This is a genomic window from Novosphingobium sp. YAF33 (genome assembly GCF_052113265.1).
GTDB lineage: Bacteria > Pseudomonadota > Alphaproteobacteria > Sphingomonadales > Sphingomonadaceae > Novosphingobium.
Map to the genome: position 1 here is coordinate 24639 of NZ_JBFRCW010000016.1, position 16618 is coordinate 41256.

Annotated in this window: 16 protein-coding genes, 1 tRNA gene and 1 pseudogene; 16 read left to right on the forward strand and 2 right to left on the reverse strand. The window is 64.4% G+C overall.

The annotated features are described in order from the left end of the window. Positions 1-17 precede the first annotated feature (17 nt). Complete coding sequence (locus AB4Z00_RS23155; protein WP_442047385.1) at positions 18-1241, forward strand: M20 metallopeptidase family protein; 1224 nt, start codon at positions 18-20, stop codon at positions 1239-1241. Between the two features lie 61 nt (positions 1242-1302). Here the strand turns inward: AB4Z00_RS23155 and AB4Z00_RS23160 are convergent, their stop codons facing one another. After that, a complete protein-coding gene (locus tag AB4Z00_RS23160) occupies positions 1303-1593 on the reverse strand; it encodes a GNAT family N-acetyltransferase (RefSeq protein WP_132269755.1) in 291 nt (96 codons plus the stop codon). 62 nt (positions 1594-1655) lie between these two features. On the opposite strand from AB4Z00_RS23160, the gene AB4Z00_RS23165 reads away from it, so the two are divergent. Both AB4Z00_RS23165 and AB4Z00_RS23170 read left to right on the forward strand, forming a co-directional pair. Then, the gene (locus AB4Z00_RS23165; RefSeq protein ID WP_442047386.1) at positions 1656-2651 is read left to right on the forward strand and encodes a threonine aldolase family protein; all 996 of its coding nucleotides are present in this window, start codon (positions 1656-1658) and stop codon (positions 2649-2651) included. A 29-nt stretch (positions 2652-2680) separates the two neighbouring features. Next, a complete protein-coding gene (locus AB4Z00_RS23170; protein WP_442047442.1) occupies positions 2681-3568 on the forward strand; it encodes a DMT family transporter in 888 nt (295 codons plus the stop codon). Here AB4Z00_RS23170 and AB4Z00_RS23175 read toward each other — a convergent pair. Continuing rightward, complete coding sequence (locus AB4Z00_RS23175; RefSeq protein ID WP_442047387.1) at positions 3478-4338, reverse strand: SDR family NAD(P)-dependent oxidoreductase; 861 nt, start codon at positions 4336-4338, stop codon at positions 3478-3480. The two genes, AB4Z00_RS23170 and AB4Z00_RS23175, sit on opposite strands and share 91 nt — an antisense overlap. A gap of 82 nt (positions 4339-4420) precedes the next feature. Here AB4Z00_RS23175 and pepN point away from each other — a divergent pair, with 82 nt between their 5' ends. The 13 genes and pseudogenes from pepN to AB4Z00_RS23240 all read left to right on the forward strand — a co-directional run. Continuing rightward, positions 4421-7075, forward strand: a complete 2655-nt coding sequence (gene pepN, locus AB4Z00_RS23180) for an aminopeptidase N (protein ID WP_442047388.1) — start codon at positions 4421-4423, stop codon at positions 7073-7075. A 16-nt stretch (positions 7076-7091) separates the two neighbouring features. Beyond that, positions 7092-7862, forward strand: coding sequence for a peptidoglycan editing factor PgeF (pgeF, locus tag AB4Z00_RS23185; RefSeq protein WP_442047389.1), 771 nt, complete (start codon positions 7092-7094; stop codon positions 7860-7862). A 285-nt stretch (positions 7863-8147) separates the two neighbouring features. Continuing rightward, on the forward strand, positions 8148-8681 hold the full coding sequence (petA, locus tag AB4Z00_RS23190) for a ubiquinol-cytochrome c reductase iron-sulfur subunit (RefSeq protein ID WP_132269763.1): 534 nt from the start codon (positions 8148-8150) through the stop codon (positions 8679-8681). A gap of 23 nt (positions 8682-8704) precedes the next feature. Then, positions 8705-10018, forward strand: a complete 1314-nt coding sequence (locus AB4Z00_RS23195; protein ID WP_442047390.1) for a cytochrome b — start codon at positions 8705-8707, stop codon at positions 10016-10018. 28 nt (positions 10019-10046) lie between these two features. After that, the gene (locus AB4Z00_RS23200; protein WP_442047391.1) at positions 10047-10859 is read left to right on the forward strand and encodes a cytochrome c1; all 813 of its coding nucleotides are present in this window, start codon (positions 10047-10049) and stop codon (positions 10857-10859) included. Positions 10860-10951: 92 nt separating this feature from the next. Further along, the gene (locus AB4Z00_RS23205; RefSeq protein WP_442047392.1) at positions 10952-11488 is read left to right on the forward strand and encodes an adenine phosphoribosyltransferase; all 537 of its coding nucleotides are present in this window, start codon (positions 10952-10954) and stop codon (positions 11486-11488) included. 124 nt (positions 11489-11612) lie between these two features. Further along, positions 11613-11686, forward strand: a tRNA-Gly gene (locus AB4Z00_RS23210). A gap of 166 nt (positions 11687-11852) precedes the next feature. Beyond that, complete coding sequence (locus AB4Z00_RS23215) at positions 11853-13115, forward strand: tyrosine-type recombinase/integrase (RefSeq protein WP_442047393.1); 1263 nt, start codon at positions 11853-11855, stop codon at positions 13113-13115. A gap of 203 nt (positions 13116-13318) precedes the next feature. After that, positions 13319-13669 carry a hypothetical protein gene (locus tag AB4Z00_RS23220; protein WP_442047394.1) on the forward strand — a complete coding sequence of 117 codons (351 nt, stop codon included), beginning with the start codon at positions 13319-13321 and terminating at the stop codon, positions 13667-13669. Between the two features lie 8 nt (positions 13670-13677). Beyond that, positions 13678-13899 (forward strand): RES domain-containing protein, encoded by a 222-nt coding sequence (locus AB4Z00_RS23225; protein WP_442047395.1) that lies wholly within the window; start codon positions 13678-13680, stop codon positions 13897-13899. Between the two features lie 1250 nt (positions 13900-15149). Beyond that, the gene (gene tnpA / locus AB4Z00_RS23230) at positions 15150-15509 is read left to right on the forward strand and encodes an IS66-like element accessory protein TnpA (RefSeq protein WP_442047396.1); all 360 of its coding nucleotides are present in this window, start codon (positions 15150-15152) and stop codon (positions 15507-15509) included. A 23-nt stretch (positions 15510-15532) separates the two neighbouring features. Further along, complete coding sequence (gene tnpB, locus AB4Z00_RS23235) at positions 15533-15634, forward strand: IS66 family insertion sequence element accessory protein TnpB (protein WP_442047443.1); 102 nt, start codon at positions 15533-15535, stop codon at positions 15632-15634. Positions 15635-15696: 62 nt separating this feature from the next. Continuing rightward, positions 15697-16529: pseudogene (locus AB4Z00_RS23240) on the forward strand (transposase); the annotation flags it as partial. Positions 16530-16618 lie beyond the last annotated feature (89 nt).

The following is a 16618-nucleotide window of genomic DNA, read 5'->3' on the forward strand; positions in this document are numbered from 1 at the left end:
AGGGGTATCATGCCCCGATGCTCTCTACCGCGAACACTCTGGCCAAGGAGGCTGCGGGCCTCGCCGATCGCATCGTCGCGCTGCGCCGCGCCATTCACGCCGAACCCGAGATCGGGCTTCACAACCCCAGGACGCGCGACAAGATCCGCGCGGCGCTGGCCCATCTCCCGCTCGAATGGCGCGAGGGGCCCTCGACCACGGGCCTCGTCGCCACGCTGAAGGGCGGCGCGGGAAGCGGCGGCTGTGTGCTTCTGCGCGGCGATACCGATGCCTTGCCCATGCCCGAGGAAACCGGGCTGGACTTCGCCTCGACCGTGCCCGGCGTCATGCATGCCTGCGGGCACGATACCCATGTCGCCATGCTGGCGGGGGCGGCGGAAATCCTGGCCGCCCGCGCGGAAAGCCTGCCCGGCGAAGTGCGCTTCATGTTCCAGCCGGGGGAGGAAGGCCATCACGGCGCCCGCTTCATGCTGGAAGATGGGCTGCTGGGCGGCGAGGGGCAGGACCGGGCTCTGCCCGATGCCGCCTTCGCGCTCCACATCATGCCCAATGCCCCGCATGGCGTCATCGGCGGGCGCGCCGGACCGCTGATGGCGGCGGCCGACGAATTGCGCATCACCGTTACCGGGCGCGGCGGCCATGCCTCGATGCCGCATGACACGGCGGACCCCGTGCCCGTCGCCTGCGAAGTGGTCTCGGCGATCCAGACTATGGTGGCGCGGCGTTTCAGCGTGTTCGATCCGGTGGTGGTGACGATCGCCCGCATCGAGGCGGGCAGCGCCCACAACGTCATTCCCGACAGCGCGCGGCTGACCGGGACGATGCGCACGCTCTCGCGTGAAAATCGCGCGCGGCTGAAGGACGAATTGCCGCGGCTGGTCGCGGGAATCGCCGGGGCGCATGGGCTGACCGGCGAAACGACGATCCTTGAAGGCTTCCCGGTGACGATCTGCGATCCGCGCGCGGTGGCCCTGGGAGAGGGCGTGGCCCGGGACCTGTTCGGCAGCGAGGCGTTCCGGCGCCTGCCCGATCCGATCATGGGCGCGGAGGACTTCGCCTATGTGCTTGAAAAGGTGCCGGGCGCGATGTTCTTCCTGGGCGTTGCCCCGGAAGGCGCGGACTGGAAGCACTGCTGCGGCATCCATTCCACCCGCATGATGGTGGACGAAAGCGCCCTCCCGCGCGGTTCTGCCTTCCTGGCCGGCCTCGCGCAGGACTGGCTCGCGCGCGGCTTCAGCTAAGGCAGACGACGCCTCTCGGCCGAAGCAGACGACGCCTTCGCCGAGGCATGCGCTCGGAGAATCAGGCCTTCACGTCTTCCCATTCGGGATGCCGCCGGAAGGCCGCGACCACGTAGCTGCACAAAGGGGCGATCTTGAAGTGGTTCTCCCGCGCGTCGGCGACCATCGCCTCGACCAGCCGTGCCGCCACGCCGCGATTGCCGATTTCCGAAGGAACGAAGGTGTGGTCGGCATAGTGGACGCCGTCGCGAGTCTGCCAGGTCAGCTGGCCGGTGGCGTCGCTGTCCGCAAGGTGCGCCTGGTATTCGCCGCCGGTTGCGGTCTCGTGCTTGGTGATGGTGACGCCTACCATGGACATGTCTCCTGAAAAGGTCCGCTTGACGGCGCGTGCGTCCGCTTACAGGGCATATGGTCATGAAATTCCTCTCCGACAACGCCGCAAGGGTCCACCCGAAGGTCTGGAAAGCCATGATGGCGGCAGACGCTCCCGATTCGCCTTACGACGGCGACGGGCTGAGCCTGGAGCTGGACGCGCGCTTTTCCGCGCTGTTCGGGCGTGACTGCGCGGCGCTCTGGGTGGCGACGGGAACGGCGGCGAACTGCCTGGCGCTCTCCGCCATGGTCGAGCCGCACGGCGCGGTGATCTGCCACCGCGAGGCCCATATCGAGATGGACGAGGGCGGCGCGCCCGGCTTCTATCTCCACGGCGCCAAGCTGCTGCTGGCCGGCGGAGAGGGCGCCAAGATCGCGCCCGATGCCATCGCCGAAGTGATCGACCCGATTCGCGACGGCGTGCACCAGGTGCAGCCCCATGCGATCTCGATCACCCAGGCCAGCGAATATGGCCGCGTCTACCGGCCGGACGAACTGACGGCCCTTGCCGATTTCGCACGCGATCGGGGGCTGGGCCTGCATATGGACGGCGCCCGCTTCGCCAATGCCGCGGCGTTTCTCGGCGGCAGCGCGGAGACGACGGCGGGCGGCGTGGATGCGCTCAGCTTCGGCATGGTGAAGAACGGCGCCATGAGCGCGGAGGCCATCGTGTTCTTCGATCGCTCCATGGCCGAGAAAGTGCGCTTCCGCCGCAAGCGGGCAGGGCACCTGCAATCGAAGGGCCGCTATCTGGCGGCGCAGATCCTCGCCATGCTGGAAAGCGACCTCTGGCTGGACAATGCCCGCGCGGCCAATGCGGCTGCCGCCGAGATCGCCGTCGCCGCCGGGGACCGCCTGCTGCATCCGGTGGAAGCCAACGAGATATTCCTGACGTCCACCGCGGCGGAGCGGCTGGCGCTGCGCGAACAGGGCTTCGCGTTCTACGACTGGGGCGATCACGCCGCCCGCCTCGTCACTGCCTGGGATTCGCGCGAAGACCATGTCGCGGCCCTCGCCCAAGCGATTGCCGGGCTGTGAGCGGCGCGGCCGAGCCTGTACCGGGCTTCATGAAGCCTGCCGTGGCGCTGCCGTTCCTGCTGGTCGCGCTGATCTGGGGGTCGACCTGGTTCGTCATCACCGGGCAGATCGGGGAAGTGCCCGCCAGCTGGTCGGTCGCCTGGCGCTTCGTGCTGGCGACGCCGGCGATGTTCCTGGTGGCGGTGGTGATGAAGAAGAGCCTGAGGCTCGGCACCGCGGGCCAGTTGCTGGCTCTGGCCGTGGGCGTGGCGCAGTTCTGCGGGAACTACAACTTCGTCTACCGCGCCGAGATGCACCTCACTTCGGGTATCGTCGCGGTCATGATCGGGCTGCTGCTGGTGCCCAATGCGATCCTGGCGCGCCTCCTTTTGGGCCAGCCGATCACCTGGCGCTTTGCCATCGGCAGCGCGATCGCCATCGCCGGCCTGGCGCTGCTGTTGCTTCACGAAGCGCACGAGGCCCCGCTGGGCGGCAAGGTCCTGCTCGGCACCATCTTCGCGCTGATCGCGATGATGTGCGCTTCGGTTTCGAACGTGATCCAGGCCAACGACACCGGCAAGGCGCTGCCGATGGTGAGCCTGCTGTCCTGGGCCATGCTCTACGGCACGCTGGCCGATGTCGCGATCGCCTGGGTTCTGGCCGGTCCGCCGGTGATCCCCGCCGATCCGAAATACTGGATGGGCACGGCCTATCTGGCCATTCTCGGTTCGGTGGTGACGTTCCCGCTCTACTACACGCTGATCCGCCAGCTGGGAGCGGGCAAGGCGGCCTACAACGGGGTGATGGTGATCATCATCGCCATGCTGATCTCGACCGCGTTCGAGGGTTATCGCTGGTCGCTGCTGGCGATTGCCGGGGCGGCGCTGGCGACGGTCGGGCTGGTCGTGGCGCTGAGGGCACGCAGCCCTTCGCGGTAAGTGGGGAAGCGAAGGCGCCAGCCAAGCACGCGTTTCGCCTTGCCGTTGGCTATGCGGCGGTTCTCGGCATAGAAGCCCCGCGCCATGGCCGAGAGCCGCGCTTCCTCCACCGATTGCATCGGCGGCAGCGGCTGGCGGAGCAGGCGGCAGGCTTCCTCCACCAGGCTATTCTGGCTGCACGGCAGGTCGTCGGCCAGATTGTAGGCCCCGGCCGGTCCTTCCAGGCCGGCGATCACGCCGGAAGCGATGTCTGCCACATGGACGCGGCTGAACACTTGCGGGGGCAGGGCGATCCGGTGCGCGCGGCCTTCGAGAACCCGGTCCAGTGCCGAGCGGCCCGGACCATATATGCCGGGCAATCGATAGACCCGCGCGCCGAGCTTCAGCCATTCGCCGTCCGCTTCGGCCCTGGCGGTGCGCCGCCCCGTGCCGACCGGCGCGCTCTCGTCCGCCCAGGCGCCGCCGGTGTCGCCGTAGACCCCGGTCGAGGAAAGATAGGAGAGCGCCAGCCCCTTCAAGGCATCTCCGTAGCGCTCCAGCACGGGATCGAGCGGCTCGCCCCGGCCTTCCTTGCCGGGCGGAACGGAGGACAGCACATGATCGGCATCGGCCAGGGCCAGGCGCACATTGCCCTCGTCTTCGAAGGAGAGCGTACCCTCGCTGCCGGTGGAGATCACTTCCCAGCCGCGGGCCGAGGCCCGATCCGCGATCACCCGCGCGGTATAGCCCAGCCCGAAGATGAACAGTCGCTTCGGTATCGCGGCGGGCATCGGCGGGGCACTCCTCTTGATTCGCGTGTGAATTCGTCGCGCCATGACTGGCATTCGATGCACAAGGCTCTAGTTTAGCGGCATGGACATTGCCAGCACCCCCGCCACGCCCGACGCCAATCCGCAGATCGCCGATGCTGCCCCCGCGCCCCAGGCGCCGCCGGTCATCCACCGGGAGGACTATCTGGCCCCGGCCTGGCTGGTGCCGCAGATCGCGCTCGATTTCCGCCTCGGCATCGACGAGACGCATGTGCTCTCCACGCTTTCGGTCCGCCGCAATCCGCAAGGCAACGGCACCGCGACCCTGCGCCTGAACGGCGACCAGCTCACCCCGCTGGCGATCCGCGTGGATGGCGAATCCGTGAACGACTGGCGCATGGACGGTGCCGACCTGCTGGTGGAACTCAGCGGCGAGGCGCACGAGCTGGAGATCGAGACCGCGGTCAATCCCGCGGCCAACAGCCAGCTCATGGGTCTCTATGCCTCGAACGGCATGCTCTGCACCCAGTGCGAAGCCGAAGGTTTCCGCCGCATCACCTTCTTCCCCGACCGGCCGGACGTGCTCTCGACTTATTCGGTGCGCATGAGCGGCGACAAGGCGCGCTTCCCGATCCTGCTCTCCAACGGCAACTGCACCGCCACGGGCGAGGGCGAGAACGGCACGCACTGGGCGGAGTGGCACGATCCCTGGCCGAAGCCGAGCTACCTCTTCGCGCTCGTCGCAGGCGATCTCGTTGCCAACCATGCCGATTTCACCACCCGCTCGGGCCGCAAGGTAGACCTCAACATCTGGGTGCGCCCGGGTGACGAGCAGCGCACCGGGCACGCGATGGATTCGCTGATCCACTCGATGCAGTGGGACGAGCAGGCCTTCGGGCGCGAGTACGATCTCGACTTGTTCAATGTCGTCGCCGTGTCGGACTTCAACATGGGCGCGATGGAGAACAAGGGCCTCAACGTCTTCAACACCCGCTACGTCCTTGCCGAGCCGGAAACCGCCACCGACGCCGATTACGACGGCATCGAGAGCGTGATCGGCCACGAGTATTTCCATAACTGGTCGGGCAACCGCGTGACCTGCCGCGACTGGTTCCAGCTCTCGCTCAAGGAAGGCTTCACCGTCCTGCGCGACCAGCTGTTCAGCGCCGACATGGGCAGTGAGGCCGTAAAGCGCATCGAGGATGTGCGCGTCCTGCGCTCGGCCCAGTTCCCTGAGGATTCCGGGCCGCTCGCCCATCCGATCCGGCCTGATTCCTATCAGGAAATCAGCAACTTCTATACGGCCACCGTCTACAACAAGGGCGCCGAGGTGATCCGCATGATGCGGACCATGGCCGGGCCGGAGACGTTCCGCCAGGGCACCGACCTCTATTTCGACCGCCACGACGGCGAGGCGGCGACCTGCGAGGACTTCGTCAAGGCCATCGAGGACGGCACCGGGCTCGATCTCGCGCAGTTCCGCCTCTGGTACTCGCAGGCCGGCACTCCGCAAGTGGCCGTCGAACTGGCGCACGAGGGCGAGACCGCCACGCTCACGCTGACCCAGATCGTGCCCGCCACGCCCGGCCAGCCCGAGAAGCAGCCCGTGCCGATCCCCTTGCGCGTCGCCCTGTTCGATCGCGACAGCGGCCGTCATTCGGGCGAGCAGCTCGTCGTGCTGGACAAGGGCAGCGACAGCTTTGCCTTCGAAGGCTTCGCGCGCCCGCCGGTCGTTTCGATCAACCGCGGCTTCTCGGCGCCCGTCGCCATCGACATGGAGCGTTCGAACGAGGATCTCGTCTTCCTGGCCGCGCACGACGACGATCCATTCGCCCGTTACGAGGCGATGCAGAGCCTGGTCGTGCAGCATCTGGTAGCGGCCGTGGGCGGCGGGCTTGCGGATGCCGCCCGCGCCGAAGGCCGCCGGGCGATCGGCGAGGCTTTCGCTGCGGTGCTGGCCGACGCGGCGCTGGATGACCTGATGCGCGGCGAACTCATGGTCCTGCCGGGCGTCGCTTACCTGGCCGAGCAAGTGCTCGTGGCCGATCCTGCCGCGATTCATGAGGAGCGCGAGGCGCTCAAGGCCTGGCTGGGCGGCGAACTGGCGGAACTTCTGGGAACGCTGCACGACCGCGTCTCCGCGCTGCCCTACAGCCGCGATGCCGCCGCCCGCGGCGCGCGCAAGACCAAGGCCCAGGCGCTGGTGCTGATCGCCGCAGGCGATGCCGCCGAGGGCGCGCGCCGCGCCATCGCGCAGTACCGCGCGGCCGACAACATGACCGACCGCCAGTCGGCCCTGACCGTGCTCTGCAACCTCGACGGCCCCGAGCGCGAGGAGGCCCTGGCCGATTTCCTGCGCCGCTATCAGGGCAATGCCCTCGTCATCGACAAGTGGTTCGCGCTGCAGGCAGGCTCGTTCCATCCGCAGGTCCTGGAGCATATCGAGGCGCTGGCGCGGCACCCGGAGTTCACGCTGAACAACCCCAATCGCGCCCGCGCGCTCTACATGACGGCGGCGGTGAACCCGAAAGCCTTCCACGACGCCAGCGGCGCGGGCTATCGGATGATCGGAAATCTGATCCGCCAGCTCGACCCAATCAATCCGCAGACCACCGCGCGCTTCGTGCCGCAGCTCGGGCGCTGGCGCCGGATCGAACCCGGCCGCGCGGCGATGATGCGCGCGGAACTGGAGAAGATCGCCGCCGAACCCAACCTCTCGCGCGATGTGCGCGAACAGGTGAGCAAGAGCCTTGGCTGAATCGGCGGGCGATTCCGTGGCTGAGGCTGTCGAAGTCAACCGGGCGGGCGTGCTGGAAGGGCTGCCGCACGGTTTCCTCGGCCGTCGCGGCGGGGTGAGCAGCGGGGAGGTCGAGGGCCTCAATGTCGGCCTCGGTTCAGGGGACGAACCGGCGGCGGTGGCGGAAAACCGCCGCCGCGCCGCCGATGCCGTGCTGCCCGGCGCACCGCTGGCCTCGGTCTACCAGGTGCATTCGCCCGATTGCGTGATGCTGGGAGAGGCGCTCTGGTCCGAAGCCGAGCGGCCCCATGCCGATGGCCTCGTCACCGATCGCCCCGGCGTGCTGATCGGCGTGGTCACGGCGGACTGCGCGCCGGTGCTGCTTGCAGACCGGGAGGCCGGCGTCGTCGGCGCGGCCCATGCCGGCTGGAAAGGCGCCATCGGCGGCGTCACCGACAGCACCATCGCTCGGATGATATCGCTGGGCGCGGCGCGTTCGCGCATCGTCGCGGCAGTCGGCCCCTGCATCTCGCAGGCTTCCTACGAAGTGGACGAAGGCTTTCGCAGCCGCTTCCTGGCCGGGGAAGACGGCAATGCGCGCTTCTTCTCGTCCGGGCGGGAAGGGCACTGGCAGTTCGACCTGGAGCACTATGTCGCCGCGCGGCTGGAAGCGGCCGGAATCGGCGCGGTGGAGCGCCTGGCCCTCGATACTTATTCAGCGCCGGAGCGTTTCTATTCCTACCGCCGGGCCACCCACCGGGCCGAGGCCAGCTACGGACGCCAGATTTCGGTGATCGGACTGGCCTGAGCTTGCCCCGTTCACGGCGCGCCAGAGGGCGCCGCCGAACAGTTATACCTTGAATTTGTTGATGACGATCCATCCCTGCCCAACCAAAAAGGCGGTTGGCAGGGCTGGCTTCCCTGTATATCAGGGCCGCAAAGTCGGTATTCGTTTCGGGTCGCTCCCGAGGCATCTAACCGTCAACGGGGGGCCGTTTACGGGGATACCAGACAAAAAATAGAATTGGTCAGGAATCTGGGCTTGCTACCGGAATCCCGGGAGTAGGTTGTCAATAACAAGGCAAGGGCAATCATGGCAGAAGCAGATGGCGTGCGGCGGCGCGATTTCATCAATATCGCCGCGGTAAGCGCGGCGGGTGTCGCCGGCGTGGGCATCGTCGTCCCGCTGGTCAGCCAGATGTCCGCATCCGCGGACGTTCTCGCGGCGTCTTCGACCGAGATCGACATCTCGTCGATCCAGCCCGGTCAGGCCATCAAGGCAATCTTCCGCAAGCAGCCGGTCTTCGTGCGGAACCTGACGCCGCATGAAATCACGGAAGCCAACAAGGTGGACGTTTCCTCGCTGCGCGACCCGCAGACGCTTGAGGAACGCACCAAGGAAGGCAAGGAAAACTGGCTCATCACCATGGGCGTGTGCACCCACCTCGGCTGCGTCCCGCTCGGCGCCGGCGAAGGGGAGCCGCGCGGTGAATTCGGCGGCTACTTCTGCCCCTGCCACGGTTCTTCCTACGACACTGCCGCCCGTATCCGTAAGGGCCCCGCGCCCAAGAACCTCGAAGTTCCGGACTACGCGTTCACCACCGACACGGTCGTAAAGATCGGTTGAGGCCAAGAGAGAGGATCAAGAACATGAGCTTTCCCTGGGCCAAGGAATACAAACCGAGCCATCCCTTCATGCAGTGGATGGACGACAGGCTGCCCCTGCCGCGCCTCGTCTACAACTCGGTCGGCGGCGGCTATCCGGTGCCGCGCAACCTGAACTATTTCTGGAACTTCGGTTTCCTCGCCGCGCTCTGCCTCGTCCTGCAGATCGTCACCGGCATCGTCATGGCCATGCACTACGCGGCCAATACGCAGGTCGCCTTCGACACCGTCGAACAGACCGTGCGTGACGTGAACTGGGGCTGGATGATGCGCTATGCGCATGCCAACGGCGCCTCGGCGTTCTTCGTCGTCGTCTACGTCCACATCTTCCGCGGCTTCTTCTACGGTTCGTACAAGGCCCCGCGCGAGATGGTGTGGCTGCTCGGCGTCGTAATCTTCCTGCTGATGATGGCCACGGCCTTCATGGGCTACGTGCTTCCCTGGGGCCAGATGAGCTTCTGGGGCGCCAAGGTCATCACCGGCCTGTTCGGCGCGATTCCCTTCGTGGGCGAACCGCTCCAGCAGTGGCTGCTCGGCGGCTTCGCCCCGGACAATGCCGCGCTCAACCGCTTCTTCTCGCTGCACTACCTGCTGCCCTTCGTCATCGTGGGCGTGGTGATCCTGCACATCTGGGCGCTGCATATCCCGGGCTCCTCGAACCCGACCGGCGTCGAAGTGAAGACCGAGAGCGACACGGTGCCGTTCTATCCCTACTACGTAGCCAAGGACGGTTGGGCGATCGGCGTCTTCGCGATCCTGTTCTGCACCGCGCTGTTCTTCTTCCCGAACGCGCTGGGCCACCCGGACAACTACATTCCGGCCAACCCGATGAGCACGCCCGCGCACATCGTTCCCGAATGGTACTTCTGGCCGTTCTACGCGATCCTGCGTGCCTTCACCCAGGACTTCTTCTTCATCCCGGCCAAGCTCATGGGCGTGCTGGCCATGTTCGGCGCGATCCTCGTCTGGTTCTTCCTGCCCTGGCTCGACCGTTCGCCGGTCCGCTCGGGCTCGTATCGCCCGCTCTATCGCAAGTTCTTCTTCTTCGGCCTGATCCCGGCCATGGCGGTGCTGTTCTATTGCGGCGGCGCGCCTGCGGCCGAACCCTACGTGATGTTCAGCCAGATCGCAGCGCTCTACTACTTCGCGCACTTCCTGATCGTCATCCCGATCGTCTCGGCCATCGAGAAGCCCGACCCGCTGCCCTTCTCCATTACGGAATCGGTGCTGGGCCATGACGAAGGCGCGCAACTGCGCCCCGCCCATGGCGCCACCGAAGCCGTTCACGGCGAAGCGTGATCAACAGCTAGAGCGAAAGACGATAGACATGGCACGCATTCTCTCGATCCTCGTCGGGCTGTTCTTCACGGTAGCCCTGGCGTGGTCCTTCGGCAAAGGGGCCTACCAGCAGATCACCGAACCGCCGGCCGCCACCGCGGAGCACGAATTCCACCTCCTCCCCAAGGAAGTGAGCTTCGCCAGCGACGGTGCTTTCGGCAAGTTCGACCGCCAGCAGCTCCAGCGGGGCTTCCAGGTCTACAAGGAAGTCTGCTCGGTCTGCCACGCGATCCGCCACGTCGCCTTCCGCGACCTGGCTGCGCTCGGCTATAACGACGCCGAAGTGAAGGCCATCGCCAAGGGCTTTCAGGTTCCGGTCTACAATAACGCGACCGGCGAAGTGAACACCCGCGAAGGCATGACGACCGACTACTTCCCGCCGGTGATGTATGGCGGCCAGGGCACCCCGCCCGACCTGTCGCTGATCACCAAGGCTCGCCACGAAGGCCYGGCCTACGTCTATTCGTTGCTGACCGGCTATCAGAACCAGCCGGCCGAGCTTCTGAAGAAGTTCCCGGATTCGAAGACGCCGGATGGCCTGCACTACAATCCCTACTTCGCGAACCTCAACCTCGCGATGCCGCCGCCGCTCACCGCCGATGGCCAGGTGACCTACAGCGACGGCACCAAGGCCACCAAGGACCAGATGGCCAAGGACGTCTCGGCGTTCCTGATCTGGACGGCCGAACCCAAGCTCGAAAAGCGCAAGCAGACCGGCTGGCCGGTGCTCGGCTTCCTGCTCTTCGCGACGATCCTGGGCTATATGTCCTACCGGAACATCTGGGCCGGCAAGAAGCACTGAGGCTTCCGCCAGAACCCTGAGGAAAGAGGCCCCCGCCAGCGATGGCGGGGGCCTCTTTCGTTTGTCCGCCAAGCCACCTAAGGAGTGGGGTCATGACCCTCGACGAGATCAAGGCGCTGGTGCGCACCGTGCCGGACTTCCCCAAGCCCGGCATCCTGTTCCGCGATGTGACGACGCTGGTCGGCGATGGCCCCGGTTTCGCCGCGGCCGTGGAACTCATGGCGGAGACCGTGAAGGCTTCCGGCGCCGAGGTCATCGCCGGTGTCGAGGCCCGCGGGTTCATCTTCGGCGCCGCCATCGCGGCGCGGTTGGGCCTGGGCTTCGTCTCGATCCGCAAGCCGGGCAAACTGCCGGTCCCCGTCATCGCCATCGACTATGCGTTGGAATACGGCACCGACACGCTGGAAGTCGATCCCGAGGCCGTGGGAGAGGGCCACCGCGTGATCCTGATCGACGATTTGCTGGCCACGGGCGGCACCGCGCTGGCCGCCGTCGAACTGCTCCGCCGCGCGGGAGCGACGGTCGACCACGCCCTCTTCGCCATCGACCTGCCCGACCTTGGCGGTGCGGAACGCCTGCGTACCGCCGGCATCACGCCTCACGCGCTCCTGAATTATCCCGGCCACTAAGGCCGAAGCCCGTTTTCCTTCGCAACAAGTTGCAAGGAAGACGTTGACGAGGCCGGTCCTATCGTGGCAAGCGGCTGCCACGACGCTGGACACAGTCCCTCGATCCGGACTGGCCCTGAGATGGGCGGGTATAGCTTAGTGGTAAAGCTCCAGCCTTCCAAGCTGGCTATGCGGGTTCGATTCCCGCTACCCGCTCCATTGCGTTTCTCACAAGTGCTCAAAAGGGCCCGTGAATGGCTGTTTTCCGCCATTCTTGGGTGTTATAATGTCCGGGCAGTTCCGGATATGTTCACCAACATCTCAGTCAGAGTTGGCGCCATGAATGGTCCTGCGGTTCTGTTGAGCTGTTGGAGGTACCATCGCGATGACGCGCGAATCACAAAGATCTGGTCTCTCGGCGACGGCGGTCGATCGCGCCCGCCCGCGGGAAAAACCTTATAAACTGTCTGACCGTGACGGGCTCTACCTGCTCGTTAAGCCTTCTGGCGCCCGCTACTGGCGAATGAATTTCAAATTGCATCAACTCCAACGCACTGCCTCGTTCGGACGCTATCCGGAAGTCAGCCTTGCTGAGGCCCGCCAGCGGGCGCTTGAAGCGCGGCGGCAGCTTAAGCAGGGCATCGATCCGGTCTATCAGGCCAAGCTAAACAAAATGGCTGCCTCGATCGCAGCGGGCCATACGTTCCGGTCCGTGGCAGAGGAGTGGCTGGAGAAGATGCGGCTGGAAGAAAAATCGGCCAAATCGATCAGGAAATGCGAGTGGCAGCTGAGCCTCGTCATGCCGGACATCGGCAATCGTCCGATCTCACAGATCACTTCGCACGAGGTTTTGCTGTCACTCAAGAAAATCGAAAGCACGAGAAAGTTCTACACTGCGACCAGCCTGCGAGCGCTATGCGGCCAGATCTTCCGCTATGCGGTTGCAACGGCCCGAGCGGAACGGGACGTCTGTGTCGACCTGCGCGGCGCCCTCGTAACCCCCAAGGTCGTGCACCGGCCGGCCATCACGGCACCCAAACAGGTTGGAGCGCTCATGCGGGCAATCCACGACTATGACGGCGCGAAGTACACCAGCATTGCGCTGCGCCTGCTTGCCCACACGTTCGTCCGCCCAGGCGAACTACGGCATGCCGAGTGGAAGGAGCTCGATCTCGACCGCTCGGTCTGGATTATCCCGCCGCACAAAATGAAAATGCGCCGCCCGCATACGATCCCGCTTTCCCGTCAAGCGCTCGCAATCATCGGCGAGATCGAGCACGGGGAGAATTTCAGCATGTATCTATTCCCGGGAATGCGCTCCACCAAGCGGCCCCTCTCGGACAACACGATCAATGCGGCGTTGCGGCGGATGGGTTATGAAAAGGATGAGATGACCGCACATGGCTTCCGCGCGATGGCGGCCACTCTGCTGAACGAAATGGGCACTTGGAACCCGGACGCAATTGAGCGCCAGCTTGCCCACGCGGAGCCGAATTCCGTTCGCAGGGCCTACACGCGAGGCCATCACTGGGATGAGCGGGTTCGAATGATGCAGCATTGGTCGGATTACCTTGATCAGCTGCGGGGAGGCGCTGAGGTCATTCGCCCTGACTTCGGTCGGAGAGGGCCGAAGCTGACGCTCGTGTAGCCAGGTGCAGTCCGCGGGACGCCGCATCGGGCGCAGCGCAGCGTTTGGGCGAAGGTTTGCAGCATTTTGTGTTAGGCCAAGTAGCAGCGACCAAGGTTTCGGCTTGAAAATCAAGGCGCGCTCAGGCCTCAAACGCTTTCAAACCTTGGATGCCGCCATGGGTGACGCTACGAAGGGCCAAATGATTGCGTAAGGCACGTGTCGTGGGTCGATTGGAGTATACCGATCACGGGCTTTTTGCTCCGAGCAAAATCGCGGCGGAATTTCGCACGACCAGCGGCGAAGTAGCTCGTTCCGCAGGCCTCGGCCGTGACGCCGTTCAGCGCAAGGAGCGGCTGCGTTCCGACAAAACCCAGCGCCGGCTGCGGGAAATGATCGAAGTCATCAACAAGGCGACCCCTCGCTTCGGGTCGAACCTTATCGCCTACGCTTGGTATCGATCTGAACCGCTGCCGGGCTTTTCGGGCCAGACCTCGATGCAGCTTGTCCAGGCAGGTAGGGTCAACGAAGTGCTCGAATATATAGATGCGGTGGATACGGGCGTTTACGCCTAGCCGACTCAATGAACTACCAAGGCAAGCTTTATAGGGCGTTGAACCCGATCTACGCGCGTGAGCCGTTTTCCGGCCGTGACGCCGAGATCAACGGCGACCGCTTCAAACCCAATGGAACAGCGGCTCTCTATCTCGCAACGTCGTTTCGGACAGCGATCAAGGAGGCAAATCAGGTTGGGGATCTGCAGCCGACGACAATCGTTTCCTACAAAGCCAACATCGAGGGATAGGTCGATAAGGGTGGCTCGGCATGAAAGGATCGGTCGACGACTAGGGCAATGCGAAAGAGCGCATTGGATTTTGTGCTTTGCGATTTTGCCTATAGAATGCGTAGAAGTCATCGTCATCGTCGGGCGCGTGCGGTAGGCCATTCTGGAAACGTCCGTTTGCCTGCACCCTTCGCCATCGAAGGCACGCAACCGCATCTCCGAACCTAGAATAGCAGATTGCCAGATTGTCGATCAGAACCGGTTGCGCTGAAATCGCTAACACCGGGGGCGCCGCGACTTTTGCCTTATGTCGCCAGGGAACGGCCCTTCGACTGAGCAGGCCGGACTGACCTGGTGGAGACTACCGACAGCGCTTTCTAGGAGGCATAAGTTCTAGAGAAAAGTCCAAGACGGTCTGATGAGATGGGCCAACTCGCGCGACATTCTTCAGCGCCAAAAAGACCGAGAACGGTGGGGGCACTATTCTCGGTCTTCTTTCGACGGATCACAATTCGTCTAGCGCTGCCACCCCCTAGTTTTCGGACCTTGGGATGATATGCGCAGCTCAGCGAGGATTGGGGCCTCGCAGCGCAATCGGCGGGTGCTAGCTATCAAATTTTTTCTGAGCAAGGGTAATAGCGACGAGCTGAGCAGTTGTGTACCTCTGGCGACAGGCTTAAGAGCTGCGGCACGAGCAATTGGTTGGAGAGGCCGTTGCGATTGCCGCCACGACGGCCTCTCCGCATCATTCAAGGATTACGGCCCTAATTGATGCTAGCAGCTCCTGCTTGTTTAGAGGCTGAGCTGCCCGTGATCGTATACCGTCGGGTTTTCCTTACGCAATCGATTAACGAGCGATGCTGAGTTCGACGGCATTCCAGTTTTTCAAAAAAAAGGCCCCGCCGGAGCGAGGCCTCAAGGTTCGGTATGGTGCCAAGTCTTGCGAGGGACTAGCATGCGATTCCTACCAGCGATCTGATCTGGCCGAAAGATCAGACTTGCGCTTGGTGTTCGATAGCATAGCAATTTTGGTAACTGTGCGGACCGGTGAGCAACGGTGCCTCCTGCTTACACACCTGCGCTCCGTCTTTCAGAGTTCGCGTTCCGCCAGTAGCAAGCTGCCGTTTAAGGGGTGGTTGTGGATCGACCCTGAGATTTTTTGAAGTGCACGACGCAGAAGGACGGTACGCATCCGCTGAGCGGCGCCTTGCCGGTGGAGTGATGGATCGGTCTTAAGGTCGCAGTTATTTGCGAACTTAGGAGCGGTGTTTGTGGGACGGATCACGGTTTTCGGCGGGCCTGAACGCCGCCGTCGCTGGAGTACCGAGGAACAGCAGCGCATTCTGGAAGAGGCCTTTGCCCCCGGCGCGTGTGTGTCACAGGTTGCTCGGCGGCACGACGTTTCCACTGCGTTGGTCTATACCTGGCGGCGCAAGCTGAGTGCGGCGCTCGTCGCGTCGCAGGAGGACCATGGCTTCATCGAAGCTGTCGTGCTGGAAGACAAGAGCTCCGTGCCCACGCCCGTGCAGCCGGCGATCATGGTCGAGCTTTCCCACGGCGCCCGGGTGAGCATCTACAATTCGGCGTCGCCGACCATGGCAGGGGCCGTCATCAAGGCCTTGGCCCGGTGATCCCGATCCCGAGCGGCGTGAGGGTGTGGCTTGCGCTGGGGCATACGGATATGCGCCGGGGAATGCGGTCGCTGGCCCTGCAGGTCCAGCAATCGCTGAACAAGGACGTTCATGCCGGCGATTGACCTGCCCCCCGAAAGGTCCCTCATTCTGATGTAGAGTCTGTCCACGAGGAAGGAGCAGAAGCATGAGAAAGAGCCGTTTCACCGAGGCGCAGATTATCGGGATGATCAAGGAGCAGGAAGCTGGGCTTCCGACGGTCGAGGTTTGCCGCAAGCACGGGCTAAGCACGGCGACCTTCTACAAGTTGAAGGCGAAGTACGGTGGCATGGAAATTTCCGATGCCCATCGGTTGCGTCAATTGGAGGACGAGAACGGCAAGCTGAAGCGGCTCCTGGCCGACAGCATGCTGGACAACGCGATCCTGAAAGACCTGCTGGGAAAAGGCTGACGACGCCGGGCCAGCGGCGCGACGTGGCGCTCGGTGTGATGCGGGATTACCAGGTCTCGCAGCGCCGGGCCTGCGTGCTGATTGGCGTCGATCCCAAGACGGTCAGGCGCGAACGCCCGCCGGACCACGGAGCCATCCGCGAAGCCATGCGGGAAATCGCAGGGCAGCGCCGTCGGTTCGGCTATCGCCGGATCGGCGTCATGCTGGAGCGCAGGGGCATGAGCATGAACCACAAGAAGCTCTACCGGCTATATCGGGAGGAAGGCTTGTCTGTGCGCCGACGATGCGGCCGCAAGCGGGCCCGGGGCAGTCGGACGCCGGTGCCGGGGGCACTTCGCCCAGGCGGCCGCTGGTCGATGGACTTTGTCTCCGATACGTTCGGGGCATCGCGAAAGTACAGGATTCTGGCGATCAATGATGATTGTTGCCGGGAGAACCTGTGCCTGGCGGCGGACACCAGCATCTCCGGCGCTCGGGTGGCGCGCGAACTGGATGCGCTGGTTCGCCTGCACGGGAAACCGGCTTGCATTGTCAGTGATAACGTCCTGGGTAGGGAAGCAACGGCGAGATTTGGCTAGCAGGTCTCTATGCGCCGACAATGATCGGCACGGCATGCATTCTGAGCCAGATGGCTTCCACCGTCAACGGGATCGCTCTC

Bases quoted from the DNA above. Each gene is read 5' to 3' on its own strand.
- AB4Z00_RS23155 (WP_442047385.1), top strand. From the start codon at position 18: ATGCTCTCTACCGCGAACACTCTGGCCAAGGAGGCTGCGGGCCTCGCC.
- AB4Z00_RS23160 (WP_132269755.1), bottom strand. From the start codon at position 1,593: ATGGTAGGCGTCACCATCACCAAGCACGAGACCGCAACCGGCGGCGAA.
- AB4Z00_RS23165 (WP_442047386.1), top strand. From the start codon at position 1,656: ATGAAATTCCTCTCCGACAACGCCGCAAGGGTCCACCCGAAGGTCTGG.
- AB4Z00_RS23170 (WP_442047442.1), top strand. From the start codon at position 2,681: ATGAAGCCTGCCGTGGCGCTGCCGTTCCTGCTGGTCGCGCTGATCTGG.
- AB4Z00_RS23175 (WP_442047387.1), bottom strand. From the start codon at position 4,338: ATGCCCGCCGCGATACCGAAGCGACTGTTCATCTTCGGGCTGGGCTAT.
- pepN (WP_442047388.1), top strand. From the start codon at position 4,421: ATGGACATTGCCAGCACCCCCGCCACGCCCGACGCCAATCCGCAGATC.
- petA (WP_132269763.1), top strand. From the start codon at position 8,148: ATGGCAGAAGCAGATGGCGTGCGGCGGCGCGATTTCATCAATATCGCC.
- AB4Z00_RS23195 (WP_442047390.1), top strand. From the start codon at position 8,705: ATGAGCTTTCCCTGGGCCAAGGAATACAAACCGAGCCATCCCTTCATG.
- AB4Z00_RS23205 (WP_442047392.1), top strand. From the start codon at position 10,952: ATGACCCTCGACGAGATCAAGGCGCTGGTGCGCACCGTGCCGGACTTC.
- AB4Z00_RS23215 (WP_442047393.1), top strand. From the start codon at position 11,853: ATGACGCGCGAATCACAAAGATCTGGTCTCTCGGCGACGGCGGTCGAT.
- AB4Z00_RS23225 (WP_442047395.1), top strand. From the start codon at position 13,678: ATGAACTACCAAGGCAAGCTTTATAGGGCGTTGAACCCGATCTACGCG.